The organism is Cyclobacterium sp. 10D3-21, from assembly GCF_055809755.1.
Genome location: NZ_CM147924.1, coordinates 1,308,505 through 1,325,382, shown reverse-complemented (window position 1 = coordinate 1,325,382; position 16,878 = coordinate 1,308,505). Strand labels below are relative to the sequence as shown.

Genomic DNA, 16,878 nt, shown 5'->3' with positions numbered 1-16,878 from the left:
TGTTATCCTTTTTGGTTAACCGGCAATTCGATATTAAATACCGTCCCTACATTCAGCTCAGAATCCACCGTTATGGAACCTTTATGATTCTCAATGATTGTATAAACTATAGAAAGGCCCAGACCAGTTCCTTGACCAACTGCTTTAGTTGTGAAAAATGGCTCAAATATCTTCTCCTTCACCTTATCAGGCATCCCGATTCCATTGTCCTTAATTTCAATTCTAACCATACCCTCTCTAAAGAAAGCATTGATCGTAAGTTCAGGCTCTCTTCCTTCAATAGGATGGTCAAGAAGAGCATGAATAGCATTGCTAATAATATTCATGAAAACTTGGTTGATCTTCCCCGCCAGACATTCTACCATTGGGATATCTTCATAATTCTTGGTTAACTTAATCACCCCAGTCATAGTACTATTAAGTAGAATCAATGTACTATCCAGCCCTTCACGAAGATCAACTTCCTTTACATCTTGTTCGTCCACTCTAGAGAATAGTTTCAGTCCACGCACTATCTCAACAGTCCTTTTAGCCCCATCTTCCATTCCATTAAGCAATTGCTCAACTTCCTCTAATAAGTAATCGAACTCAATATCTTCTTCCATCTCATCAATCTCCTCTTTACTTTCCGCAGTAAATTCCAATTTTCCTTTTTCCCTATAAACATCCATCAATTCTAAAATGTCTTTAAGGTCACGTTTTAAAGGCGAAATATTTGAGCTTACAAAATTTATTGGATTATTGATTTCATGTGCGATTCCTGCAGTCAATTGTCCCAAAGAAGCCATTTTTTCTTGATTGACAAGTTGTGTTTGGGTGTTTTGAAGATTCTTCAAGGTCAACTCCAATTCCTCGGTCCTGGACTTTACCATGTCCTCCAAGTAAATGTTTTGCTCCTTTATTAGCCTTTCATTTTCTTTGACAGCTTCAAGTTTATCTAATTGCTCTTCCTCTTTTTCCTTTTTCAAGATATTGATTTTATCAGCCAGTGCAAAAGAAAGCAATAATGCTTCAATGGCCGTACCCGCAAGTAATGGTGCATTGGCATAAGAACCTAAATTTATAATCATTAGGTTATGGAGTATTAGCACAACCAGCCCAATCAAAAGAAAGCTCCAAGCCAATAAAAAGAAATAAGCAGACCTGAAACCACCCCGTGCGGCTATTATTCCAATAGTGAAAAAACAGACAACAAAAATAAGCCCGTTTAAATCCATCATGGAATAACTTATTTCGATAAAGCCCATTAGCCAAAGGACCAATGAAATCACATAGGACAATGGGATTAGGTAAAGATATTTTTCAAATCTTGGGACATATTCATCTGTTTTTAAGAACAGCTGAATAAAAGGAATCACAAAAATACTGGACAATGTAGTAAACCCTATGATACTTACCTCATACAGGAATACGTTCTTTTGAAGCAAAAAGTAAGAATGTCCAGATATGGAGAGCTGTGCCAGCGCTATAAATAATATATAGAAACAATAAAACAAATAGACCCTATCCTTAACTGCGAAATAAAGTATTAGGTTATAAAGAAAAAGTGCAATCATTATCCCAAAGTAGAAACTTATGATAATGAGGCGTAAACTATAATTCTCATAAAAAGAGGAGTAGGGATAAATAAATGCCTCAAACTTTAAGGGCACTTTAGATTTCACCCTTACAATAACTAATGAACTTAAATCATTCCCTAGCTCAATATTGAAATATGGATTTGGGTTCTTCAAGGAGTTTTGGCTTTTCACAACAGTGCCTGCCATTTCTTTATAAGCCAATTTTCCGTTTGCCTTAAAGCGGTACATTTCAACCACTCTAAAAGATGGATTACTGATTTCAAGAAAGTAAATGCTGTCTTGATTTAACCAGCCAAAATCTTTTAGATCAAGTTTTACGAATAAATTCTTTTTAACTACCCCAAGGTCCACTCCTCCCTGGACTATGGAGTCGAAATCATCAATATCTAAATCCTCAACAATTGAATCTCGATCTCCTAGAAAATAGGCGTAATTGTTAAAACGTAAATCATCATCCTGTTTTACCATTCCTAAAAAATAAATGGTTGGCAAAATCACCACCAATAAAAGTAGCACTGTTAAAGCTGCATACTTAAAATAAGGACTAATGTTATTCATTTTCCGGCTTTGGGATTTGAAGTTCAAACTGTAATTCCATTTCCCCTTTAGGACCACTCTCTACAGTATTAAAATTTATTTTATTCCTTAACTCAAAAATATAGTTCCTTTCCGTTTCCTGGGCATGAGACAACTCCGCAATATCATTAATCTCTAATGCTGTAGCAATCAATCCTTCTTTTGGATAATAGAATGACCCTTTATCTCCAAGAACGGAAATAATTTCATATCCAACACTCTTGGAGATACTCAATGTCACAGGAGAACTTAAACCAAAAAGTTTTTTTAAATTCAACTGGGGTAGAATAGCTATTCCAACCCTCACTAAATAGATACTTCCAATCCCATATCCTGCAACCTCTCGGCTATTCCACAAACCACAATATTCGGCTACTTCCAGGTCTTTGAAATCTGCAAGATACGCCATTATATTTGGATCAATTTCTCTGATTGCCATTTCAAAGGGCAATGGAAAATTTTCAGTTCTAAGCTGAATCCTACCTCCACCTAATATCCTTTGATCATCCATAGATTCAAAAAGAATTAGGTACACATGAGGATTTAAAGCCCATGACCTATCGGCAGATGTTACTTTAGTAATTCCATAAGATTCTAGAACCTTATGGTGACCAAAAATATATTTTTCGGTAGCATCGACATCATCAATGGCCCTAACTATCCTAACTCTAACTTTCATTAAAATCGATTATCTTGTCCAGATCAACATAAAACCTTCCTGAATCTACTTTTTGATTCAGAAGCAACAGCCTTGCATAATGACAACAAGCTGCCCCACCTAAAAACACAGAGGATGCGAGCTGCGGCCATGATGTTATGGTTTTCCCTAGTTCAGAAAAACTAAATTGCACCCTTGGGGAAAGGTTATCAAATTGTAACAGAGACATCATAATCTCCTTGGCATGCTCTTGCAACTTATTCATTAACTCACTTTCGGAGCCATATTCGGTCAATAATCCATGAAAAATCAATCTTTCCGGTTCTAAATCAAACCTTTCGATATCTATCATTCCACGGTCACTTGTATCCATCATTACGGGTATATTAAGTGCCTTTGCTTTGATTCTACTCAAAATTTTAATTGGCAAACTATCACATTCTTCAATCAATAAATCCATTTTTCCGTTTAAGTTAAAAAAATCATTGATATTATCCTCAATAATCCCCTCATTATATAATGTAACTTTTAAATAAGGGTCTATTTCAGCAATTTCTCTTGCTACTATCCATGATTTTTTCAAACCGATATTATAAACACCAGTTCTTATTCGATTCATATTACTCAAATCCAAGGTGTCAAAATCAGCTATTCTTATCTCACCGAAACACCTTTCCATCGCCAGACTTATCGCTACACTCTGACCAACTGACAAGCCAATAATTCCAATAATTTTTTTCTGAAGTAACTCCTGTTCCTCATCTGTGATTTTATAGCGGTTACGTATGGTACGTAATTTTACAAAATCTTTTTCCTCCAAAATTCGAACAGCAGTATGGCGCCAAGGAAAATAAACCCAAACCCCATTTTCAGACTCAGGTACTCCAGAATTAGAATAAAACTCGACCTTTTTTTCTACCGCCTCCTCGTGAGACAACTTTCTCTTAGGGTTTTGCGTTTTTATAAGTTCCGAAAGCTGTAATTCAAAAGAATCGAAAAACATTACTTTACCTGTTTCTTTAAGCTTTTTGAGGTCATTTTTATCCTTCTTATTTCTAGGTGAGAACATAACAGGCTTATAGGCCTGATTAAACTCATTTGTCTTAATTGAGTTTTCCATAAATATTAATAACTAAAAAAGGAGATACTGTAAGTGAGATACTGTAAGTAAAGTTATATTTTTGTAATTACAAATAGTCAAGTGAGAAGAATTAATTTGATATTTTTTGATTTTCGAGTTTAAATTTATTAATTTAAAGAATAAACTTTTGAATAAAAATATATTAAGTTTAAACTAGTGAATTATATTTGAAAAAGAGCGGTATTTTGCTTAAAATTAAAAATTCAATTTTTTATTCTTTGCAAATTATTGTGGTATTTCGAAACTTAAGGTATGGAAAATAATAAGGTCAGAATCCTCTATGTGGATGATGAGGTCAATAACTTGAAAGCGTTTAAGGCCACTTTTAGAAGAGAGTATAAGATTTTTTTAGCAGATTCTGCTGATGAGGGTAGAGATATATTGCTTCAGGAGGACATTGATATCATCATTACTGATCAAAGGATGCCCAAGGAAAATGGGGTTGATTTTTTGGAGTCAATTATCCCTATGCATCCAGATCCTATGCGTATTCTTTTAACAGGATATACTGACATTCAGGCAGTTATAGACGCTATTAACAAGGGAAAAGTATACCATTACCTTACAAAACCTTGGGAAGAAGACTACCTTAGAACGGTAGTAAAAAATGCTTATGAGGTTTTTTCACTAAGAAAAGAAAATAAACAGTTAACGGATAGTTTGCTAAAGGCAAATGATCAATTGGAGTTTCTCCTAAGACAGAACCTCCTTTCCTAGGTTAACTGATCTGACAGCATTTTTTAATATCTTGCGGCCAATAGTAGTTGTAATTCTTTGTGGGACATTTGAAATTTTCGGCCTAAATGTGCACTTGTGAGACTGCCTCGGTAGGTATAGACTCCTTTCATAAACCATTTATAATTAAACACCATTTCCTCAGGGCCTCCTATATCCGCCATTTGCAGCAGTATAGGCGTAAAGATATTGCTTAGCGAATAGGAGGCTGTTCTAGACACCCTTGAGGCAATATTGGGTACACAGTAATGGATAACACCATGTTTTTTAAACACTGGCTCGTTATGGCTAGTCATTTCTGCTGTTTCAATACATCCACCTTGATCAATACTTACATCTATGATAACGCTTCCTTCCATCATTTGGGAGACCATCTCTTCAAACACTACTATTTTTGACCTCCCTTTCTCAGCCCTAAGTGCGCCAATGACTACATCGGATTCTTTTAATGCCTGACCCAAAACATAATTGTCAATGGTCGATGTAAATACTTGTTGCCCAAGAACCTGCTTGATCCTTCTTAATTTATAAATTTGATTGTCAAATATTTTAATATTAGCCCCAAGACCTAAGGCAGTTCTGGCGGCATATTCTGCTACAGTTCCAGCACCAATGATAACTACCTGGGTAGGGGGAACACCAGTAATGCCTCCTAGGATCAACCCTTTTCCATCATTAACACTATTGAGGTATTCAGCAGCTACCAGCATCGCCGTGCTACCAGCTATTTCACTCATAGCCCTTACCACAGGCATACCTCCTACCTTGTCTTCGAGGTTTTCAAAAGCTACAGCGGTAATCTTCTTTTTATTCAATTGCTGGATAAATGCGGCTTTTTGTTTGCCCAACTGCAATGCAGAAATCAAACATGAACCTTGTCGCATGTATCCAATTTCAACTTCGGAGGGCGGTTCAACTTTTAAAACCACTTCCGCATCAAAGGCCTCCTCACTGGTATATACAACCCTTGCTCCTGCATCCGAATAATCCTTGTCAGAAAATTTTGATAATTTACCAGCGTTGGCTTCCACAACTACCCGCTGCCCATTGTTTACTAGCAAAGTCACCGCTTCGGGCGTAAGTACCACGCGTTTCTCTTGATCTGCGGTTTCTTTAGGTATCCCAATCAAAATTGGAGGACCTTTTCTTTTTAACCGTTCCATAGACTCCTGCGTGTATACCAAAGGCTCTTCGGCAATTTCGGTAAAACCTGTTTTACCTATCATTGATTGATGGTTTTAATAGCAATATTTCTTTTTCCAACGTCATCACTGTCAATCGTAATTAATGCAAAATTATCTGGTAAAAACATGGGTATTTTTTCTGCCCATTCCACAAAACAATAGTTGCCACTAGAAAAATATTCTTCTATCCCGAGCTCCAGGGCTTCTTCTGGATTTTCAATTCTATAAAAGTCAAAATGATACACAGGAGCTCCATGTTCACCTGTGTATTCATTGACTATAGAAAATGTGGGGCTGCTTACAGGGTCTGTGATATTGAGCTTTTCACAGACAGCTTTTATCAAAGTGGTTTTACCCGCTCCCATTGCTCCTTGAAAAACCCAAATCTTCAAATCCCTGCATAAATCTACGATTACCTCAGCAGCAATAGAAATTTCACTAATATGATCGCAATGTATTCTTTTCAATTAAAATTATTTTGGCTGCAAATGTACGATAGGAATAATCATTTCTTCCAAAGAGACACCTCCATGTTGAAAAGTATCTTTATAATAATTTACGTAATAATTGTAGTTATTGGGATAGGCAAAGAAATAATCCTCTACTGCAAATACGTAACTGGAAGAAATATTCAAACGAGGAAGCCTTGCTTCATCCGGATTGCCCACCTCAAATACTTTTCCAGATTCAAAATTAAGGTTTTTTCCTTGTTTATACCTTAAATTAGTAGTAACGTTTCGATCTCCTATGATTTTATAAGGTTTATTTACACGTTTGGTACCATGATCGGTTGTTACAATCACTTCCGCTCCTGCTGCACTTATTTTCTTAAAAAGCTCAAATAAGGAGCTATGTAGAAACCAGCTTATTGTCAAAGAGCGATACGCAGATTCGTCCGGGGCCAACTCTCTGATCATTTTCATATCAGTCCTGGCATGCGACATCATGTCCACAAAATTATACACCAAGACATTCAACTCATTTTTCATGAGGTTAGGAAACTGATCCAATACTGCTTTACCTTGATTGGTTTGCAATATTTTATTGTAGCTAGAGCGAATGGAAAGACGGTTCTTTTTTAGATTTACCTTCAAAAACTCCGCCTCATTGTTATTCTTACCCTCATCGGTATCTTCACCCTCCCATAAATCGGGATGAGATTTCGACATTTCAAGAGGCATCATACCACTAAACAAAGCATTTCTTGAAAAGGCTGTAGTGGTAGGCAATATACTATAATAAGTGCCATTTTCCTTAACCAAAAAGTAATCCCTCAATTGGGTTTCTATCATCGCCCATTGATCCAATCTTAAATTGTCAATCACGATAAAAAACAAAGGCTTGTCCGCTTTAATTTTCGGAAAAACATGCTTTTTCATCACCTGATGGGACAATACAGGTTTACTAGCATTAGGTACATTTAACCAATCCAGATAATTTTCTTTGATAAAACGTGCAAAGTTTGCATTGGCTTCCACTTTTTGAGTTTCCAGCACTTCCTGCATACTTTTGTTTTCCGTTTCATCTATTTCAAGCTCCCAGTAGGTAAGTTTTTTGTAAATGTCCGCCCATTCTTCATGGTCAATGGCATCATTGTAAGCCATACTTATATTCCTAAAATCCTGCTGATAGGAAAGGTTGGTCTTTTCACTGATCAATTGCTTGTTTTGAAGAATTTTCTTTACTGAAAGTAAAATTTGATTCGGGTTGATTGGTTTAATGAGGTAATCTGCAATTTTACCGCCAATAGCGTCATCCATTATATGCTCTTCCTCACTCTTGGTGATCATCACCACAGGAATTTGTGGTTTTATGGTTTTTATTTGCTGTAGGGTTTCAAGACCTGTCATTCCAGGCATCATCTCATCCAAAAATATCACATCAAAATTATCTTCCTCTACTTTTTCAACAGCATCTAAGCCGCTATTGACCGTAACAATGTCATAGCCTTTTTGTTGTAAAAATAATATATGTGGTTTTAGGAGATCGATCTCATCATCTGCCCATAATATTTTGAAATTTTGCATATCAATTGGTTTAATTCTTTTTTAGTTTAATTACTTTTGGCAAGATACCTCTATGAACAGGACATTGAAAAGTTATAAAATCATAAATGACCCAGTATACGGGTTTATCAACATTCCAAGTGAGCTGATTTTTGCCGTCATTGACCATCCTTACTTTCAAAGGTTACGTAGAATCAAGCAGCTTGGTTTGACAGATATGGTTTACCCGGGTGCTTTGCATACGCGGTTCCACCATGCCATCGGAGCGATGCACCTTATGAGCATCACTTTAGACCAACTTCGCAATAAAGAAATAGAAATTTCTGACATTGAATATGAAGCAGCTTTACTTGCCATCTTGCTTCATGACATCGGTCACGGCCCCTTTTCCCATGCATTGGAATCGATATTACTAGAAGGCCAGCATCATGAAACTTTGTCACTGCTCTTTTTCGACGAATTAAATAAGCAATTTCATGGCCAGCTTTCACTGGCTAGAAAAATTTTTGATGGAAGTTACGAAAGAAAATTCTTTCACCAACTTGTCTCCAGTCAATTGGATATTGATCGGCTGGATTATTTGCAAAGAGATTGTTTTTTTACTGGGGTATCTGAAGGCACAATAGGAGCTGACAGAATTATCAAAATGATGACCATCGTAAATGATGAGGTGGTGATTGAAGAGAAGGGAATATATAGCATTGAAAATTTCTTGAACGCAAGGAGGCTCATGTACTGGCAAGTCTACTTACATAAAACGACTGTTTGTGCTGAAAAAATGCTGATCAACTTGATTTTAAGAGCAAAGCAGCTGGGGCGCTCAGGCTATCCACTTCCAGGTTCTATTGAATTTATCGGTTTTTTGAAAAAAGACTTGCCCAATATAGAAAATACAAGTGCTCCAGGTTGGCTGGATGATTTTGCACAGCTCGATGATTTGGATATTTGGGGAGCGATTAAGCTTTGGAAGGATCTTGATGACCTGGTTCTAAGCCAAATTTCAAAAATGTTTTTGACTAGAAATTTATATAAAATTCATCTCAGCAATCAGCCATTTAATGGCTACGACATCTCTGATATGAGATCAAAAGTTCAAAAAAAACTAATGGTTTCTGATGAGGAATTAAACTATTTTTTCTCAGAAGGAGAAATAAGCAATTACGGTTATCTGAAGGAAAATAAAATTTTAATTTTAACAAAAAAAGGCGAAGTATTGGACGTAGCGACGGCTGCAGATTTGCCAAATATTAAAGCTATGAGTAAAATTGTTAAAAAATACTATGCTTGTCATGCTAAAAACATAACTTTACGTTAAAAATTAATTCATACCTAATGGAATTTACCATCGATCAAATTGCTCAACTTTTGGATGGAACTGTAGAAGGTGATGGTTCGCAGGTGATCAATAACCTGGAAAAAATCCAGGAAGGAAAACCAGGTAGTATAGGTTTCCTTTCTAATTTAAAATACGAAAAACACCTTTATAGCACCAATTGCTCTGCAATTATCGTTTCAAAGGACTTCGTGCCTCAAAAATCTTTTACGACGACATTGGTCAGAGTAATGGACCCTTATACTGCTTTTTCAAAATTGCTGGAAAGCTATTCGGAGCTCACCAAACCGAATCCACTAGGCATAGAAGAGCCAAGTTTTTTTGATAATAGCAGCTCCATAGGAGATGGTTTTTACCGTGGAGCATTTTCCTACGTAGGTAAAAATTGCATAATTGGGGAAAATGTTAAAATTTATCCTCAAGTATATATTGGAGACAATGTCACCATAGGCAACAACTGTGTTTTTCATCCCGGGGTGAAAATTTACGCACAAACAAAAATTGGCAACTACTGCGAAATCCATGGTGGAACAATTATTGGCTCAGATGGCTTTGGATTTACTCCACAGCCTGACGGCACCTATAATAATGTGCCTCAGCTAGGAAATGTCATCTTAGAAGATCATATTAGCATTGGGGCAAATTCCACCATAGATTGTGCTACTTTGGGAGCAACCTTAATTAAAAAGGGAGCCAAAATAGACAACCATGTTCAGATTGCCCACAATGTTACCATAGGAGAAAATACAGTTATAGCCGCCCAAGCAGGTGTTGCTGGCTCCACAATTATTGGGAAAAACTGCATTTTAGCAGGGAAATCATCAATTGTTGGACATATTGAGCTGGCCGACAACACTACAATAGGTGGCAATACAGGTGTGATGAAATCTATTATTGAACCAGGAACAACTTTATTTGGTTTTATTGGTTTTGATGTAAAAGCTTTCTTAAAATCCTATTCCGTTTTCAAAAAACTACCTTTACTTCAGGACAAATTAAGAGAGCTGGAAAAAAAACAATAAATTCGCAAACTGATTTGGTCCACCTCTAGTAAATAGTTATTTATTTTAATGAAAGTAAAACAGCATACCATAAAAAAACAAGTTACCCTGAACGGTGTAGGTTTACACACGGGAATTGTAGCTAATATGACCTTTTTACCCGCCAGCCCTAATCATGGCTATAAATTCCAAAGAATGGATTTGGAAGGTCAGCCTATCATTGATGCAGATGTGGACAATGTGGTAGACGTTTCTCGGGGCACTACCTTAGAACAAGGTGGCGCAAGAGTATTCACTGTCGAGCATGTTCTTGCAGCACTTGTAGGGATGGAAATAGACAATGTTCTTATTCAGCTTAATGGTCCTGAGCCTCCAATTTTAGATGGCAGTAGCATACAATTTATAAACATTCTTGAAGATGCTGGTCTTGAAGAACAAAATGCGTTAAGGAGATTTTTTGAAGTCCCGGAGAGCATTCATTACAAAGACAGTGCGAGAGAAGTAGAGATGGCAGCATTGCCACTCGACGATTTTAGGGTTACTGTAATGGTAGATTATAATTCTCCAGTATTGGGGAGTCAGCATGCTTCTATAACTGACATCAGCCAGTTTCGTAGTGAAATCGCTTCATGTAGGACATTTTGTTTCTTACATGAATTAGAGATGTTATACAAAAACAACCTGATAAAAGGGGGAGACCTTAACAATGCTATAGTAGTAGTGGACAGGGTTGTGGAAGAAGCTGAACTTGCCAGTCTTGCCAAGATGTTTAACAAGCAAAAGGTGGAAGTGAAGAAGGAAGGCATCTTAAACAATGTAGAGTTAAGGTATAAAAACGAACCCGCCAGACATAAACTTTTGGATGTGATCGGTGATCTTGCTTTAGTTGGACGTCCATTAAAAGCACAAATCTTAGCGGCAAGGCCCGGACATGCTGCCAATGTAGCTTTTGCGAAAAAAATAAAACGGGCAATGGAAAAGGCAGGCCCTATGCATATCCCGTATTATGATCCAAAATCGCCACCGGTGTTGGATATTAATCAAATAAGTAATATTCTACCTCATAGGTATCCTTTCCAATTATTAGACAAGGTCATATATCTGGATGATAAGGTGGTGGCAGGAGTAAAAAACGTCACCATCAATGAACCTTTTTTTATGGGGCACTTCCCTAATAATCCTGTCATGCCTGGCGTTTTACAAGTTGAGGCCATGGCTCAAACAGGGGGTATTCTCGTTTTGAGTACTGTTGAGGATCCTGAGAATTATTGGACCTATTTCCTTAGCATTGAAAACTGCAAGTTTAGAAAAATGGTTATACCTGGTGACACATTGATTTTCAAGTGCGAATTATTGAATCCAATCCGAAGGGGTATAGCAAAAATGAAGGGGGAGGCATTTGTAGGTAATGCCTTGGTATGTGAAGCCATAATGACTGCCAGCATTGTAAGAAAAGACGCATGATCAGTAAACTATCCGAAGTAAGTGAAAAGGCCCGTTTGGGAGAAAATGTTTCAATAGAAGCTTTCTCGTCTATACATCCTGATGTTGAAATTGGAGATGGTACATGGGTAGGCTCTAATGTAACGATCTATCCTGGAGCCAGAATAGGTAAAAATTGTAGGATCTTCCCTGGTGCTGTGATCTCTGCTATTCCTCAAGATTTGAAATTCAGTGGTGAATCATCTCTTGTTGAAATTGGCGACAATACTACCATCCGTGAATTTGTAACAATTAACAGAGGAACGGCTGATAAACAAACCACCAAAATAGGGCATGATTGCCTATTGATGGCTTATGTCCATATCGCTCATGACTGCCTGATTCAAAATCGTGTGATTATTGCCAACTCAGTGCAGGTGGCAGGACATGTGACAATCGATGACTGGGCTTTCGTAGGAGGAAGTAGTGCCATCCATCAATTTGTAAAAATAGGGATGCATAGCATGATTTCTGGCGGATCTTTGGTAAGAAAAGATGTGCCTCCATTTACCAAAGCGGCAAGAGAGCCGTTGAGTTATGCGGGGGTGAATTCTTTGGGATTGAGAAGAAGAGGCTTTGAAAGCAAAACCATAAGTGAGATTCAAGAAGTTTATCGGTTCCTATTTTTAAACAATTGGAACAATAGCCGGGCATTGGAAGAAATCGAGATAAATCTTCCTGCGACAAAGGAACGTGATGAAATAGTTAACTTCATTCGGTCATCAGAAAGAGGTGTAATGAAAGGATATATTCAGTAGTATGTTATCTGTAAAGCTGGAAGGGGGAGGAAAGAAATTTCAGCGTGAGTGGATATTCAGAAACCTGGACCTTGAATTTACCGAAGGCACAAAATCTGCTATTATAGGGAGTAATGGTTCTGGTAAATCTACATTAATCAAATGCTTATCCTCACAAATGCCTCTTACTGAAGGCAAGTTGAGCTTTACACTGAATAAAAAGGAAATTTTAGAAGAGAATATTTACAAACACCTGTGCATTAGTGCACCCTATCTGGATTTTCCAGAAGAATTTTCTTTAAAGGAATTTTTAAACTTCCATTTCAAATTCAAAAAACTTATAAATGGGTTGGATATTCCTCAATTAATAGAATTAATGTACCTTGAGAATTCCATTAATAAGCCATTGAATTATTTTTCATCTGGTATGAAGCAACGGCTGAAATTGGGGATTTGTTTTTTTTCTGACGCACCATTTTTGCTTTTGGATGAGCCTACCTCTAACCTCGATGAGCGAGGAATTAGCTGGTACCGGGATTTGGTTGATAAATACGGAAGCGAAAAGTGCTTGCTTATCGCCTCAAATGATAAAAGGGAATTTGATTTTTGTGAAAAAATTGTTTCAATTGAGGATTATAAACTAAAGCGAATACTTTGATAAAATTCGGAAATGATTAATTTTACTTTTTAAGGAGATGAATATGAGAACGCTAGTAAACAATTATTTAATTTTTATTTTGTTTGTGTTTGCAGCTTGTACGAGTAGTGAGCCAGAAGATCCAAAAAAAACGCCAGAAGAAATCGCTACCGAGCTGTTGGCAGGTGCGAATGGTAGCCAAACATGGTCCTTAGAAAATGGCGGATCGGTATCTAAGGATGGAGCTACGGTTACCAATGATTTTATTGGCCTTGAAATTCGCTTTATTGCCAACAATGCAGGTAAAACATATACTTCTATAAACAGTAACTTGCTTTTCGACACAAGTGGTAACTGGGCATTTTCAGGTGCCAACTTTGATAAAATTATACTTTCAGGAATACAGCCTGCTTCGAACAAAGAGATCTCCTTTACAAAAAATCAAGATAAATTACGTTTGGAATTTGTGGTTCCTGCACCTCAAAATGCCCGAGTAAATGCATTGGCAGGTTTTTATGTTTTCGATTTGACAATTATTAATTAAACAAACCCGATTTAATATGTTTAAATACCTCTTTACCCTTTGTTTCCTTTGTTCTTCAGCACTAATGGCTCAGGAAAAACAAGTAGTGGCAGTAGAAAAGGCTGTCTCAGAATTGGTAGATGCCATGGTTGCAGGTGATGCTTCCCGTCTAGAAAAAATTACCGATTCTGATTTAACCTATGGACACTCCAATGGATTATTAGAAAACCAAAGTGAATTTATTGAGGCCCTAAGTTCAGGCAACTCCAATTTCACTGAAATAAATATTGAAAATCAAACTGTAAATATCACCGGTAAAATTGCCCTGGTAAGGCATTTCTTAATTGGAAAAACACTCAATAAAGGAAGTGGTCCAGAACCAGTAAACCTTGGTGTTTTAACTGTTTGGCATAAAAAAGGAAAGTCCTGGGTTTTACTTGCTCGTCAGGCCTACAAAAGATAATTAGATGGGGAGGGGTGACAATTACTAGTGCTATTTAATCTTTAAACTGCACCAATGTTACCCCTGAGCCTCCTCTATCTGCATGTTCATCAGAAAACCCTGCTACCGAAGGGGTACTTCTAAGAAGATTCCTTGTAAGCTCCCTCAGAATACCGTCCCCTTTTCCGTGGATTACTTTTACATCATTGATACCCAGCATAAAGGCATCATCAACGAAATTTTGAACCAAGGTAAAAACTTCCTCGCCTCTTTTCCCTCTAATATCAAGGTTCGGTGAGAAATTCGCCATTTTAGAAGAGGTGTCATAGCTAATTCTTTTTTCTATAGCTCTCTTCTCCTTTTTCAGTGAAGTGTTTGATATCTTCTCCAATCGATTTAGGTTTACCGTAGATTTAAGGTCTCCAATGGTTACAGAAACCTGCTTTCCTTTAATCCCCAGCACTTCTGCTAATGCTCCATTGTCTTTAATTCTTACTTGATCACCTATACCAATGGCACCACTTTCCACCTTGATGGTTTCCTTCTGTTCAACAGGCTTTTTCTCTGGCTTTATCGCCGCTTTATGTGCATCCAGTTCTTTCCTAATTTGCTTGGTTGTTTCCTTATTGGCTTGAGACTCTTTAATTGAGCGGATGGTGTTCTCTATTTTTCGATTGGTATCATCTAGTAATACTTTGGCTTGCGTTTTGGCTTCATTTAAAATTACTTTTTGTTGACCATCTAATGTTGCTTTTAAGGAATTGTATTCTCTTAGCTTAATGGCTAGTAATCTGTCTTTCCGCTCTACCTCAGCCATCAGGTTTTCATACTTACGTTTTTCGCTTTCAACCTTGAGCAGTAGCTTATCATACCGCACCCTGGTTTCTCCAATTTGCGCTTTCGCATGAAGAACAATTTCTTCAGGTATTCCTATTTTACCGGCAATTTCAAAGGCAAATGAGCTTCCTGGCTTACCAATCTCTAGCTCGTAGAGGGGCTCAAGCCTATCTACATCGAACCTCATCGCTCCATTTACCATTCCCTGACTTTTGGATGCCAGTTGTTTTAGGTTGCCGTAGTGGGTCGTCACCAGGCCAAAAGCGCCCGATTTATTCAAAGCCACCAATAAGGCTTCAGCAATCGCACCACCAAACTGAGGCTCTGTCCCTGTACCAAATTCGTCAATAAAAAATATGGTTTTCTTATTGGCATAAAAGGTGAAGTGCTTCATGTTCATCAAGTGTGAACTGTAAGTACTCAAATCGTTCTCTATATTTTGTTCATCTCCTATGTCAATAAAAAATTGATCGAAAATGGCGCATTTAGATTTCGGCTCCATTGGAACGAGTATCCCGCATTGGAACATGTACTGTACAAGGGCAACCGTTTTAAGTGTAACGGACTTACCGCCAGCATTAGGGCCTGAGATTACCAATAACCTATTGTTAGGATCCAGGTTGATGGTTACGGGTACAATTTCTTTCTTCTGTTGCTTGAGCGACATTTCCAGGAGTGGATGCCTGGCTTTAAGCCAAGACATTTCTCTTTCTTTAACCATCTCTGGGTTTATGCCATTAATCTTAACAGCAAATTTTGCCTTCGCTCTAATGAAGTCAATCATCCCAAGAAAATAAAAAGCCCTTCTTAAGGTTGGAATATATTCTCTGAGTTCGTCAGTAAGCCTCATAAGGATTTTCTGAACTTCCCTCCGCTCCATGTACAGGAGATCTTTGATATCATTGTTGATGTCCAAAACCTCTGCTGGCTCAAGGTACACCGTTTGTCCTGTGGCCGATTCATCATGAATAAACCCTTTGATACGTCTTTTGTATTCAGCTAATACAGGAATGACCATTCTACCTCCTCTGATAGTTATAGATGCATCTTCAGGAGTAAACCCTTGGGCTTTTGCTGTCCTATAAATACTATCCAATACTTTCCGTATTCTATTTTCCTCGTAAGAAAGCTGGGTTCGGACAAGGTTCAATTCCTTGGAAGCATTGTCCTTCATTCTACCCTTGTCATCAAGTACTTTGTCTATACTAAACTCCAAAGGTATATTGTCTTCTACCATACCCAGGAGTTGGTGCAACTGGGGATATTCTTCTGCATTTTTCTTAAAAAAAAGAACACATCCGGCAAGGGTTTTTAAACCAAGCCGAATTTCATGAAAGTCCTCTTCAAAAAGAAAAGTACCCTCAATCTTCGCCTTGTTCAAATAAGGATAGATATTAATATAGTTATTGCTAGGGAAAGGATCTCCGGATACCAATATCTGTCTAAACTCCTCCGTTTGCGACAAAAGCCTGGTAAGTAAGCGTCGGTCCTTAGAAAAAGCAATTTTTTTAACAAAATCAGCACCCAGAATACCTGTGCATTCTTGTCTAATTAAATCTTTGATCTTATCAAAGTCTATTTTCTCCTCTATATTATCAGGATATAATTTCATTTATGGCTGTTGGTTTTGCTGTGCTTCTTTCTCTTTGACTGACAATGAATCAATTGCCCGTTCATATAAATATTCCATTTTGGCGGCATCCCTCAGATAAAATTCTAAACTTTTAACATAAACTGAATCAGGGATGCCATACTTTTCAAAAATACGCCTTTCTAAAATCGGATAAAGGATCTTAGAGGAATCATAGGGAATGGAGAGAGACTGCACAAAGCCCTCTGTCATATGTATTTCCACAAGAATATTGACCATGGTATCTTCTGATAAAATATCATCTGAACCATTATTCTCACGACAAGAAATCGTCATGAATAGAAAAGCAAAAGCTATATATAGGTGTTTCACATTTCAAAATTACCTAATTCCTTTTAAAATTGACAATAAGTAA

The 16,878-nt window shown here is 37.3% G+C and carries 16 protein-coding genes; 8 read left to right on the top strand and 8 right to left on the bottom strand.

Annotated elements, in window-relative coordinates:
- Window positions 1-2: 2 nt before the first annotated feature.
- The 3 genes from AC0L7T_RS05605 to AC0L7T_RS05595 are packed head-to-tail and all read right to left on the bottom strand — an operon-like array spanning window position 3 to window position 3,934.
- Window positions 3-2,138 carry a 7TM diverse intracellular signaling domain-containing protein gene (locus AC0L7T_RS05605; protein ID WP_473341504.1) on the bottom strand — a complete coding sequence of 712 codons (2,136 nt, stop codon included), beginning with the start codon at window positions 2,136-2,138 and terminating at the stop codon, window positions 3-5.
- On the bottom strand, window positions 2,131-2,835 hold the full coding sequence (locus tag AC0L7T_RS05600; protein WP_473341502.1) for a hypothetical protein: 705 nt from the start codon (window positions 2,833-2,835) through the stop codon (window positions 2,131-2,133). The genes AC0L7T_RS05605 and AC0L7T_RS05600 overlap by 8 nt, the downstream gene beginning before the upstream one ends.
- Window positions 2,825-3,934, bottom strand: a complete 1,110-nt coding sequence (locus tag AC0L7T_RS05595) for a ThiF family adenylyltransferase (RefSeq protein WP_473341501.1) — start codon at window positions 3,932-3,934, stop codon at window positions 2,825-2,827. Before AC0L7T_RS05595 ends, AC0L7T_RS05600 begins: the two co-directional genes overlap by 11 nt.
- 273 nt (window positions 3,935-4,207) lie before the next feature.
- Between AC0L7T_RS05595 and AC0L7T_RS05590 the strand changes: the two genes are divergently transcribed.
- On the top strand, window positions 4,208-4,672 hold the full coding sequence (locus AC0L7T_RS05590; RefSeq protein WP_473341500.1) for a response regulator: 465 nt from the start codon (window positions 4,208-4,210) through the stop codon (window positions 4,670-4,672).
- A gap of 23 nt (window positions 4,673-4,695) precedes the next feature.
- On the opposite strand, the gene AC0L7T_RS05585 is transcribed toward AC0L7T_RS05590, so the two are convergent.
- Genes AC0L7T_RS05585 through porX form a run of 3 tightly spaced genes read right to left on the bottom strand, consistent with a single transcriptional unit; the run spans window position 4,696 to window position 7,901 of the window.
- The gene (locus AC0L7T_RS05585; protein WP_473343354.1) at window positions 4,696-5,853 is read right to left on the bottom strand and encodes an alanine dehydrogenase; all 1,158 of its coding nucleotides are present in this window, start codon (window positions 5,851-5,853) and stop codon (window positions 4,696-4,698) included.
- Window positions 5,854-5,912: 59 nt separating this feature from the next.
- Window positions 5,913-6,341 carry a tRNA (adenosine(37)-N6)-threonylcarbamoyltransferase complex ATPase subunit type 1 TsaE gene (gene tsaE, locus AC0L7T_RS05580; protein ID WP_473341499.1) on the bottom strand — a complete coding sequence of 143 codons (429 nt, stop codon included), beginning with the start codon at window positions 6,339-6,341 and terminating at the stop codon, window positions 5,913-5,915.
- Between the two features lie 6 nt (window positions 6,342-6,347).
- Complete coding sequence (gene porX, locus AC0L7T_RS05575; protein ID WP_473341498.1) at window positions 6,348-7,901, bottom strand: T9SS response regulator signal transducer PorX; 1,554 nt, start codon at window positions 7,899-7,901, stop codon at window positions 6,348-6,350.
- Window positions 7,902-7,965: 64 nt separating this feature from the next.
- On the opposite strand from porX, the gene AC0L7T_RS05570 reads away from it, so the two are divergent.
- The 7 genes from AC0L7T_RS05570 to AC0L7T_RS05540 are packed head-to-tail and all read left to right on the top strand — an operon-like array spanning window position 7,966 to window position 14,056.
- Complete coding sequence (locus AC0L7T_RS05570; RefSeq protein WP_473341497.1) at window positions 7,966-9,195, top strand: HD domain-containing protein; 1,230 nt, start codon at window positions 7,966-7,968, stop codon at window positions 9,193-9,195.
- Between the two features lie 17 nt (window positions 9,196-9,212).
- Window positions 9,213-10,235 (top strand): UDP-3-O-(3-hydroxymyristoyl)glucosamine N-acyltransferase, encoded by a 1,023-nt coding sequence (lpxD, locus tag AC0L7T_RS05565; protein ID WP_473341496.1) that lies wholly within the window; start codon window positions 9,213-9,215, stop codon window positions 10,233-10,235.
- A 48-nt stretch (window positions 10,236-10,283) separates the two neighbouring features.
- Window positions 10,284-11,678 (top strand): bifunctional UDP-3-O-[3-hydroxymyristoyl] N-acetylglucosamine deacetylase/3-hydroxyacyl-ACP dehydratase, encoded by a 1,395-nt coding sequence (locus AC0L7T_RS05560; RefSeq protein WP_473341495.1) that lies wholly within the window; start codon window positions 10,284-10,286, stop codon window positions 11,676-11,678.
- Window positions 11,675-12,454 carry an acyl-ACP--UDP-N-acetylglucosamine O-acyltransferase gene (gene lpxA, locus AC0L7T_RS05555; protein WP_020893755.1) on the top strand — a complete coding sequence of 260 codons (780 nt, stop codon included), beginning with the start codon at window positions 11,675-11,677 and terminating at the stop codon, window positions 12,452-12,454. The genes AC0L7T_RS05560 and lpxA overlap by 4 nt, the downstream gene beginning before the upstream one ends.
- 1 nt (window position 12,455) lies before the next feature.
- The gene (locus AC0L7T_RS05550) at window positions 12,456-13,091 is read left to right on the top strand and encodes an ABC transporter ATP-binding protein (protein ID WP_473341493.1); all 636 of its coding nucleotides are present in this window, start codon (window positions 12,456-12,458) and stop codon (window positions 13,089-13,091) included.
- 43 nt (window positions 13,092-13,134) lie between these two features.
- On the top strand, window positions 13,135-13,614 hold the full coding sequence (locus AC0L7T_RS05545; protein ID WP_473341492.1) for a hypothetical protein: 480 nt from the start codon (window positions 13,135-13,137) through the stop codon (window positions 13,612-13,614).
- Between the two features lie 16 nt (window positions 13,615-13,630).
- A complete protein-coding gene (locus AC0L7T_RS05540; RefSeq protein WP_473341491.1) occupies window positions 13,631-14,056 on the top strand; it encodes a nuclear transport factor 2 family protein in 426 nt (141 codons plus the stop codon).
- A gap of 34 nt (window positions 14,057-14,090) precedes the next feature.
- On the opposite strand, the gene AC0L7T_RS05535 is transcribed toward AC0L7T_RS05540, so the two are convergent.
- Together AC0L7T_RS05535 and AC0L7T_RS05530 are read right to left on the bottom strand one after the other, a co-directional pair.
- Window positions 14,091-16,484 carry an endonuclease MutS2 gene (locus tag AC0L7T_RS05535; protein WP_473341490.1) on the bottom strand — a complete coding sequence of 798 codons (2,394 nt, stop codon included), beginning with the start codon at window positions 16,482-16,484 and terminating at the stop codon, window positions 14,091-14,093.
- A complete protein-coding gene (locus tag AC0L7T_RS05530) occupies window positions 16,485-16,835 on the bottom strand; it encodes a DUF4296 domain-containing protein (RefSeq protein ID WP_473341489.1) in 351 nt (116 codons plus the stop codon).
- Window positions 16,836-16,878: the final 43 nt, after the last annotated feature.